A 9,588-nucleotide genomic window follows, 5' to 3' on the forward strand; every position below is an offset into this window, starting at 1 on the left:
TTATTAGTCCGCAGTCATTAGTCATTCAATTATCTAATTTGTAATGGCGCGACAAAAGAGCAATCCCAGAGTTGGGGATTGCTCTTTTGTCGCGCAATGACATTAATCTCGTTTACTCTCGTTTAATCTCGTTTCCAGGCTCTGCCTGGAAACGCATATAATCGAGGCTCTGCCTCGCTCTTTCTAGTTTTCTAGTTCTAGTCTCATTTTACCGGAGGCAGAGCCTCCTGCTATTCATTTCCAGGCAGAGCCTGGAAACTAGAAATTCCCAACAGCTTAATTCGATACTTTCGCCGTAGGTTGGTCTAAATAATTATAAACAATCCGCGAAATCCGCCGCACAAAATCTCTGACAATCGGGTCGTTGTAAGGACGTTTGACAAAAATAGCAGCTAAATAACGCTTGCCATTCGGCATATCAATAATCCCGGCATCGCCAACTACAAAACCAATATCTCCAGTTTTATCAGCAATTACGGCTCCTCGTCCCAAACCCGAAGGCAACAATGTTCTGGTGGTAGTATGCCGCAATAATTCTAACACCTGTTCCCGACTCGATTCGGAAACTAATTTATCGCGAGATAACATAGATAGCAATTTTACCATGTCTACAGAACTTGTGGTATTTGTACCTTGAAAATCCCCCAGCCAATTGCGAATTCTCGTGTCTGTCAATCCCCAAGCGCGAAAACGCTCGTTGAGTTTAGCGATTCCCCCCAAACGTTCGATAATCATGTTGGTGGCTGTATTGTCGCTGATGGTAATCATTTTATCTACGGTTTCTCTGATGCTAAACCGAGTGTTATCTGGTTCGTCTTGCATGGTTCCAGAACCGCTGGCTACTAAGTCGGACTTCATAACTAATGTTTCGTCGAGGCTAACTTTGCCTGCGTCTACATCTTGATAAAATGCAATCAGAATTGGTAATTTGATTGTACTCGCGGCCGGAAATACGCGATCGCCCTTGATATCCAAATAGTCTCCTGTATCCAAATCCAGAAAGAACATTCCGGCGCTGAGAGACTTGTACTGGGCGATCGCACTTTCGACTTGCGGCTTGATGGCGCTCATTTCCGAACCGGTACGCACGGCCAAATCAGCGGCATAGTTTCTGGGATTTGCTGAAGCAACAGTTAGGGGAACTTGACCAGATTTTTGTTCGATTTGGGTAATAGCTGTTGGTTGAAAAGACTCGTTTGCTGCTAGTTGCTCGGGATTTGGTAGCTGAAACGACCAGCGAGTGGCAGATTCTCTAATTACTCGGACTTTTTGCGGGTCTAATTTATAACCGGGAGTTAATTGTATCACTAACCTGGTGGTTTCGGTGTCAAATTGCCCGACTCTAATTTCTTGAATAGCTGAGTTGTAGCTTTGAGGACTTTCGGGATATTCTAAGACTATTCCGGGCAAGTCAATGACTAAGCGGGTGGGATTGGCAATGAGTTTAACTTGAGGCTGAACTCCGGAATCTGTGGTTAAATTGAGTTGATTTTGGCGGGTGTCGAAGTGCCAGGATGTTAGTGTATCAGCTTTTGCCGGCAGAGCGATCGACAAAACGCTAATTAAAGCCGGCAACAGCCATCGCAGTTTTAGAATCATGTGTGAGGAGTAATAGTTTAACGGCTGCAACGAGAAAGCGGCGGTCACATTGTTCTCAACCGCTTTGTCGTTGCGAACTACCTAGCATCATACAGTTAACTTTTGCCCGCACCCGTAATTTTTATTATTTTCTTTGAGAATATTTGGTTTCCGGGAATTATCTTGCATCCGGTTATATTAAACCTGTTTATTCTCGTCTTGCGTAGATCGGAAAGTTCATTCAGTCGGGAATATAATTCCCAGAATTATTGTTGGCTCGGCAGGAGTTGTATTTGTGTTAGAGTACAAATTCTAGTTGTGCGATCGCGCGATTTCTCGCATCTTCGATGGAGTCGATCGCACTTTCGGCAAAATTTTTGCTTTTGGCGACAAATCGGCGATCGCTCAAATGGTCGTAAGCTTCCCAATTACCGCTAACTTCGCCATCGTACCAGAGAAACCAGCCGCGGTAGATTTCCCCGCTATCAATATCATCGCACAGAACCAGCCAATCATCACCCGTGAGAGCGCTGTTATCTAAGGCTACCAATTCAACCCACGCTAATGCAGTGCAGGCATCGATCGCATCAGCATGAACTAAGTCAGATTGTGTAGCGGTAGGTTGCGGCGAACAAAGTGTAGATTTCATGATTTCTCCTTAACCAAATTAATGAATTTGCCTATTTATGGAAGTGACTCGGTACTGGAATTGAAAAAAGAGTATTTTGATGAATCCTTGGTTGTTGGTCAAATTTACCAGCCGCTGATGCTTCGGTTAAATTGTTAAGTGTATTAATTGCGAAAATTGCTGCGGTTCCTAAAGCAGCCATGGCCAGTCTGTGTAAAATTTTACTCATTTTCATGATCCTTTTTGGCTTTGCGATCGATTCTGGTGTAGGGTGCGTCAGGACGAATATTTGACACGACTCAAACAGTTTGTTTCTGACACACCCTACGATATTGATGTATCTACTCTAAAAAAATCAGTAGTTGCACGGAGGGGAGATTGGGGAGTTAAGAAAAGTTTTTTGTACTAAAATATATTCACAGGTTGAAGCCGTTATCAGGACAGAGTTTGACGAAGCCGATCGCCTGAAAACCCTCTACAAGTAAAATTACTTAAATTCCGGCGGGCTGACTATCTCCCTTAAAATCGCTTAAAATAGGAACTTAAGGCGTTAAATCTCCTAAATTCTTTACCATTTTCGTGTAACAGCAGTGCTCAAGTCAAAACGCGATCGCGGTCGAATTCTCACAGCCCCTGGCTTAAAGAAACTTAACGAAGCGCTGCAAGAATGGTCAGACCGATATAACATTAGAGGTACTCTGACGGAAATCGAGGCAGAGTCTGGCGTAGGTGCGGATACAGTCAGCAAAATTAAGCAGGGTAGAGAAGGTGCTGATTTAAGTAAAATTCGTCAGTTGTTCGCGGCTTTTGAGTTGACTCTGACGAATGGCGACCACCGATCGGCTAAACTAGACGATGCCGAAGATGTCGGCGAGTCAGACAATTTACCCGCTGCGTTCGATACCGCCAACAACAGCAGAAGTGTTAAAGTATTTGTGAGTTATCGCAGCGCCGAACCCGATCGCGAGTTGGGAAAACAGTTGGAAACGGCCTTAAGTGCGATCGGTCATACAGTCTTCACAGCCGAAAATAACATTAGATTGGGAGATAATTGGTTCGATCGCATAAACTACTTCCTCAAAGAATGCGATTATTTGCTATTGCTATTGCCGCCAACAGTCAGCCAAAGCGAACTCCTAACATATCAAGTCCAGCAAGCCAAAGAACTGCAAGACTCTCGCCCTGACAAGAAACCAATAATTTTACCGATTCGCGTCGGTTTTCCCTTAAACGTGCCTCTAAACCACGATTTGCGGGGCTATCTGTACCGAATCGAACAGAGGGAATGGCAAAACGGCGCCGACACTCCTATTCTGATCGAAGAAGTGTTGAAATTGCTAGCAGAAACTCCCGCACCAGTCAAACAACAACCAGAAGATTTAACACCAAACCAAGTATTAGAAATTAGCAGCGAGGAAATACCTCAACCCAGCGCCGAACCTGAATTACCGGGAGGACAAGTCGATGTCGCGTCTCAATTTTATGTAGAACGCCAGCCCATCGAAGAACGCTGCTATCAAACTATTTTGCAGCCCAGCGCGTTAATTAGAATTAAAGCGCCGAGACAAATGGGCAAAACATCCTTGATGGCAAAAATTTTGCATCACGGATCCCGTCAAGGTTACTGCACAGTGCCGCTAACTTTTCAGTTAGTAGATAAAAGTGTATTCGCCAACTTAGATAAATTCTTAAAATGGTTTTGCGCTTACGTCGGACGCGAATTGCACTTAGCCAATCAATTAGACGATTACTGGGACGATATTTTTGGCAGCAAAGTCAACTGCAAAGATTACTTTGAAAAATACATTTTACCGCAAATCGACAGTCCTTTAATTTTAGGATTAGACGAAATCGATCGCGTTTTCCAATATCCCGACATAGCCGAAGACTTTTTAGGACTGCTGCGGGCGTGGCACGAAGAATCGAAGCGGCGCGACATTTGGAAAAAACTGCGATTAATTGTAGTTCACTCCACCGAAGTTTACATCCCGATGAACATCAATCAATCGCCCTTCAACGTCGGCTTACCCGTAGATTTGCCCGAATTTAACGCTGGGCAAATCCAAGATTTAGCAGCGCGGCACAATTTAAGTTGGTCAGATGCCGAAGTTGAGCAACTGATGGCAACAGTCGGCGGTCATCCGTATTTAGTACGAGTTGCACTATATCACATTTCGCGATCGGATTTGACACTCAATCAATTAAAAGAAACTGCTGCCAGCGATGCCGGAATTTATAGCGATCACCTGCGCCGCCAACTGTGGAATTTAGAAGAATATCCAGAATTAGCCCAGGGAATGAGAGAGATTGCAGCAGCCGATAGTCCCGTTCCATTAAAGGCGATGCAGGCGTTTAAATTAGATAGCTTGGGCTTGGTAAAATTGCAGGGAAACGAGTGCGTGCCGAGGTGCGAGTTGTACCGGCAATATTTTCGATCGCACTTGGGAAATACTTCCTCCCTACCATAAAATTACCTTCTTCTTCTTCTTCTTCTTCTTCTTCTTCCCTTCTTCCTTCGCGTCCTTCGCGTCTTCGCGGTTCGTCAAATAAGATCCTCCCAAACTATTTAAACCAGATTTGATGTAAAATGCAGTCAAATACTCAAACAATCATCAGGTAAACGCGACCAGTGAACGATATTTTTTTGATAACTTCCGATAACTGGCTAGATTGGATAACCGTGTTTGGCTATCTAGGTTTTACAGTTTTCGTTATGTGGCGCATTTTGGCTTCCAAGTAGATGTTAAGATAGAGGTAAAATAACAAAATAATCAACTCCCGCAGACTATTATGTCGCCTGTTGAAAGTGTCGCAGCAATCCCGAACGATTTGATTTTGCGCTTGAGCGTCGAGCAGTATCATGCTATGATTCAAGCTGGCATTTTGGCGGATGACGACCCAGTAGAACTGCTGGAGGGATGGCTTGTTTTCAAAATGCCAAAAAATCCGCCGCATCGAGTGACAACTCGCCTTGTCAGAACAGCTTTGGAGAATATTTTACCTCCCGGATGGTATGTTGATTCTCAGGAACCGATTACGCTGCAAAATAGCGAACCTGAACCGGATATAGTTGTTGTGCGAGGGGATACGCGACAGTATCTCGATCGCCATCCAGGTGCTGAAGATGTTGCTATAGTCATTGAAGTATCGGATACTACGCTGGGGCGCGATCGCACGATCAAGAAACAAACTTATGCCCGCGCGGGAATTCCGGTTTATTGGATTGTCAATCTGGTGGAAGGACAGGTTGAGGTGTACGATCGACCTTTGGGAGATTCCGAACCACCGGATTACGGGCAAATGTTGATTTACGGGCGATCGGCTGTGTTGCCTATCGCGATCGCAGGAGTTACAATTGGGGCGATCGATGTAGATGTTATTTTGCCTTAGTTTTGATTAAAACAGAACTTACGCATCAATAACATATTTCTGCGATTAAATAGGTTTGTAGTGAGGACTTTAGTCCTCATCAAATGAGAGAGGACTAAAGTCCTCACTACAAACTTTATAAGGGTTATTCTATCGACTATCTAAGTTTCGATGGCCAGCTATTTATAGTTAGTGAAGTTCAGTTGTAACTTTCGCAAAATCGGAATTTGTGCCAACTGTTCCGATCGCAAACTATCCCAGTTTAACCCAGTTGGACGCGGATAACTCGTATTAGTTTCAATTACATCCTCCGCAGTCACAATCCTATTCAGCGCCCAATCGTGAGGCTGCATCGGCAAACGCGAATCTTCTACAATTTGCAAAGAATGCACTGTTGTTACAATCGGAGTATCGATTTGTACTAATCCGAATTCCTGCAACATCGCCAATTCCAAATCAGCAAATCCTGCACCTTTGCCGGTTCTTCCCCCGTTGCGCGCCACCGCTACGCAGCCGACTATTGCTAAATCGATCGGCTCCATTTCTTCAAAGCTTACCAATTTTCCGCAACTGAGGGCTTTACGGGCGATCGCACTTTCAGCAATAGATACACTTTGTCTCTGCAAATCCTCGGCTGTTAACTCCACAAAACAGCGATCGTCTGTCAAGCGCGGTACTGCCATGTACAGGCGTTTTCCGTCTTGCAAAGCCCGCATCCGTACCGGAATTTGTGGCGAATCTGGATTGCACTTAATCGTTTTTGCCTGTTGCCAAATTGGTAAACTCGCCAATCTTTCCGCCGCCAATTCAGCACCAACAAAATTGGGAATATGACCAAACGGATCGCCAACAGATGCGGCTTGCTGTTTCAGCAAAGACCAGATTTCTGTTCTTAACTTGTCTTTGTCTTGGTGATATCCAATCCAATCTGTTTTCATGGTGTTAAGCATTATTGGTGGCGGTAAGGTGCGCAGTGCGCACCCTACAGAGAGAGTTGATGCGTTCAGGACTAATAGTGCTAATATATCACTTATAAGGTAAATTCATTTCTGGTTCGATCGGGCTCCAGAGAATTTTTTTTACAGTGTGATTTTTTGATTTTACCATTTTATTCTATGAATTTTACCGCAAAACCCAGTTACTATCAAGTCGGCGGCAGTCTCACCAATAACGCTCCGAATTATGTGAAGCGCCAAGCAGATGACGACTTTTATAACGGATTGAAGGCGGGGGAATTTTGCTATGTTTTGAATTCCCGACAAATGGGCAAGTCTAGCTTGCAGGTGCGGACAATTCAGCGGCTGAGAAATGAGGGAATTGCTTGTGCTGCGATCGACATTTCGGAAATTGGCAACCGCGGCGTGACTCCCGAACAGTGGTATGCTGGGTTGCTACGCATTCTCGAAAATAACTTTAATCTGTCGGATATTGTCAACGTGCGGACTTGGTGGCGCGATCGCAATTTCTTAACTCCGGTGCAAAGATTGAGCGAATTTATCGAAACCGTACTCTTAGCCAATATTTCCACCAATATTGTCATTTTTATCGACGAAATTGACAGCATTCTCGCCCTGGATTTCCCCGCTGACGATTTTTTGTCCTTAATTCGATCGTGCTACAACAAGCGCGCCAATAACTCAGAATTCGATCGCCTGACGTGGGCACTCTTGGGCGTAGCATCGCCGACGGATTTGTGCCGCGACAAGAATCTCGGCAGCAACACGCCTTTTAATATCGGTAGGGCGATCGAATTAACTGGTTTTGACGAAACAGAAGCTGAACCGCTAGCAGCGGGGTTAGCAGAGCTGACAGACCGCTCTGGGGAAGTTTTGAGAGAGGTTTTGTATTGGACTGGCGGGCAACCGTTTTTGACTCAAAAGCTGTGCAAACTTTTATTTGAAAATGCACCCCCCCCAGCCCCCCCTTGTCAAGGGGGGGAGCAAGATCGCATTCAGAATCCACGAGAATGGGTTGAGAAAGTGGTGCGCTTGAAGATTGTGGAGAATTGGGAATCTCAGGATGTGCCCGAACATTTGTCCACAATTCGCGATCGGCTTTTTAGAGAAAACCAGCGGATTATCAGAAGACTCGGATTGTACCAGCAAATTTTACAGCAAGTTGAAACTGTCGCCGATGGTAGTGCGGAACAAATGGAATTGCGATTAAGCGGATTAATCGTCAAGCGCCGGGAAAAACTCACAATTTCTAATCCTATTTATCAAGCTGTATTTAACGAAGACTTAATCGCCCGAAAATTAGAAAAACTCTCGCCTTACTCGGAAGCAATCAAAGTTTGGCTTAATTCTAACTCTCAAGATGATTCCCAACTGTTGCGAGGTGATGATTTGCAATCAGCATTAGTTTGGGCGGCAGACAAAAGTTTGAGAAACGAAGATTTTCAGTTTTTGACAGCCAGCCAAAAACTGATTTTGACCGACCAAAATCAACTGCTGCATTCAGCTACACTAGAAACCCAAAAAGCGGCGCGCGATGCCGAAACAGCTTTGAGTGAAGCTGGCGCAGCCAAGCAAAAAGCCAAACAGTGGATAGGGATCGGTTCGGCGGTACTGGCCGGATCGTTGATTGGGGCGATCGGCTTTTCAACTCTCGCTTACCAGCGGTTCAAACTCGCCCAAGCAAGTATTGAAATCGAACAAAATGGCAGCGATGCTTTACTGTTGGCAGTATCTCAAAAAAACGAGAACAGCGAAGCTTTATCGGAAGCTTTGCTGAGGGCGATCGCCTCGGGAAAAAATTTAAGAACCTTAGTTGAAAATAAACAACATCTCGAACAATATCCGGCAACTAGACCGCTGTTAGCCTTACAAGTTATTCTCGACAAAATCAGCAACAAACAGCAGATAAAAGCACCATCACTTCCACCAAGAAAGATGAATTGGCAAGCTCATACAGGTGCTGTTACTAGCATCTCTTTTAGCCGGGACGGTAAAACTTTAGCAACCGCAGGAATAGACGATAGAGTAAGAATTTGGAACTTTTACGGGCAGAAAGTTGCTGAATGGAAAGCTTTACAGCAGTCAGTGAATATGGTAAGCTTTAGCCCAGATGGTAAATTTTTAGCGACTGCCGGAAGGGATAGCACAGTTAAGTTTTGGAATTTGTCAGGAAAAAAGATTTCTCAGTTGAAAGGAATTGAAGGCTCTGTTAACAGTATTAGTTTTAGTCCAGAAAGAAAGTTATTTGCGGCCGCAGGAATAGACAGCAGTTCGGTAATTTGGGATTTGTCAAAACCCTCAAAATTAACCTCATCTAGCGTCAAGCTTCCCGGCCACAATGGTTTAGTGAGAAACGTTAATTTTAGCCCCAGCGGCAATTTTTTGACGACTTTAGACGGCAAATCTACAGTGCGAGTTTGGGATTTGTCGGGACAATTGGAAAAAACGCTGCCGGTGCAGGTAATTGGGATTAGTTTCAGTCCAGCTCAACAGCAGTATCGCTTTGCTACAGTAACATTGAACGGCAAAGTCGGGCTGTGGAATCTGTCAGAAAAAGAATTGGTTAGTGAATTTGAAACTTTGCATTTAGATGCGAAATCAATTAGTTTTAGTCCGGACGGAGAACGGCTTGCTACAGTGGGAATTGACAAGACTGTGCGGCTGTGGAATTTAGCGGGGCGGCAGGTTGCTCAATTTGAGTTTGAGGAGAATGTTGTTAGTGTCGGTTGGAGTGGAGATGGAAAGCAAATTGCTGTAGCTGGAAGCAACGGTACTGTCTGGTTGAGACAGGTTGAAGGGTTGGAAGAATTGCTGAAGCAAAGCTGCGATTTTCTCAGCAGCAAACCGGAGTATTTGAGAAGGGTTTCCACTATCTGCAAGTAAGGTGTCTAGTGCTCCAATTCGTTTGTAGTGAGGACTTTAGTCCTGTTAGTTTGTAGTGAGGACTTTAGTCCTTCCCCTTCCAATCAGAGGACTAAAGTCCTCACTACAAACCTACCAATTAGTTCCTAGTGAGGACTTTAGTCCTTCCCTTTCCAATCAGAGGACTAAAGTCCT

General features: G+C 44.6%; 7 protein-coding genes. 3 read left to right on the plus strand and 4 right to left on the minus strand.

What is annotated here, in order from left to right:
• Positions 1-276 precede the first annotated feature (276 nt).
• The 3 genes from JGK39_RS25565 to JGK39_RS25575 all read right to left on the minus strand — a co-directional run bounded on the left by JGK39_RS25565 (position 277) and on the right by JGK39_RS25575 (position 2,435).
• Positions 277-1,647, minus strand: coding sequence for a serine hydrolase (locus JGK39_RS25565; protein ID WP_293259202.1), 1,371 nt, complete (start codon positions 1,645-1,647; stop codon positions 277-279).
• A 229-nt stretch (positions 1,648-1,876) separates the two neighbouring features.
• Positions 1,877-2,227, minus strand: a complete 351-nt coding sequence (locus tag JGK39_RS25570; RefSeq protein WP_293259205.1) for a hypothetical protein — start codon at positions 2,225-2,227, stop codon at positions 1,877-1,879.
• A 31-nt stretch (positions 2,228-2,258) separates the two neighbouring features.
• On the minus strand, positions 2,259-2,435 hold the full coding sequence (locus JGK39_RS25575; RefSeq protein ID WP_293259208.1) for a hypothetical protein: 177 nt from the start codon (positions 2,433-2,435) through the stop codon (positions 2,259-2,261).
• Positions 2,436-2,796: 361 nt separating this feature from the next.
• Between JGK39_RS25575 and JGK39_RS25580 the strand changes: the two genes are divergently transcribed.
• Complete coding sequence (locus JGK39_RS25580) at positions 2,797-4,674, plus strand: AAA-like domain-containing protein (RefSeq protein ID WP_293298272.1); 1,878 nt, start codon at positions 2,797-2,799, stop codon at positions 4,672-4,674.
• Positions 4,675-4,996: 322 nt separating this feature from the next.
• Entirely contained in the window at positions 4,997-5,596 is a 600-nt protein-coding gene (locus tag JGK39_RS25585; RefSeq protein WP_293259214.1) for a Uma2 family endonuclease, read from the plus strand.
• A 158-nt stretch (positions 5,597-5,754) separates the two neighbouring features.
• On the opposite strand, the gene JGK39_RS25590 is transcribed toward JGK39_RS25585, so the two are convergent.
• Positions 5,755-6,513: a 5-formyltetrahydrofolate cyclo-ligase gene (locus JGK39_RS25590; RefSeq protein WP_293259217.1), complete on the minus strand. Its 759-nt coding sequence runs from the start codon at positions 6,511-6,513 to the stop codon at positions 5,755-5,757.
• A 177-nt stretch (positions 6,514-6,690) separates the two neighbouring features.
• Between JGK39_RS25590 and JGK39_RS25595 the strand changes: the two genes are divergently transcribed.
• A complete protein-coding gene (locus JGK39_RS25595; RefSeq protein WP_293298274.1) occupies positions 6,691-9,414 on the plus strand; it encodes an AAA-like domain-containing protein in 2,724 nt (907 codons plus the stop codon).
• The last annotated feature ends 174 nt before the right edge of the window (positions 9,415-9,588 follow it).

Origin of the sequence: Microcoleus sp. PH2017_12_PCY_D_A, assembly GCF_020738565.1 — a bacterium.
Classification (GTDB): domain Bacteria; phylum Cyanobacteriota; class Cyanobacteriia; order Cyanobacteriales; family Microcoleaceae; genus Microcoleus.

What these genes read in the sequence shown, in the direction of transcription:
- JGK39_RS25570 (WP_293259205.1), bottom strand. Translation starts at nt 2,227, where the DNA reads ATGAAATCTACACTTTGTTCGCCGCAACCTACCGCTACACAATCTGAC.
- JGK39_RS25575 (WP_293259208.1), bottom strand. Translation starts at nt 2,435, where the DNA reads ATGAGTAAAATTTTACACAGACTGGCCATGGCTGCTTTAGGAACCGCA.
- JGK39_RS25585 (WP_293259214.1), top strand. Translation starts at nt 4,997, where the DNA reads ATGTCGCCTGTTGAAAGTGTCGCAGCAATCCCGAACGATTTGATTTTG.
- JGK39_RS25590 (WP_293259217.1), bottom strand. Translation starts at nt 6,513, where the DNA reads ATGAAAACAGATTGGATTGGATATCACCAAGACAAAGACAAGTTAAGA.
- JGK39_RS25595 (WP_293298274.1), top strand. Translation starts at nt 6,691, where the DNA reads ATGAATTTTACCGCAAAACCCAGTTACTATCAAGTCGGCGGCAGTCTC.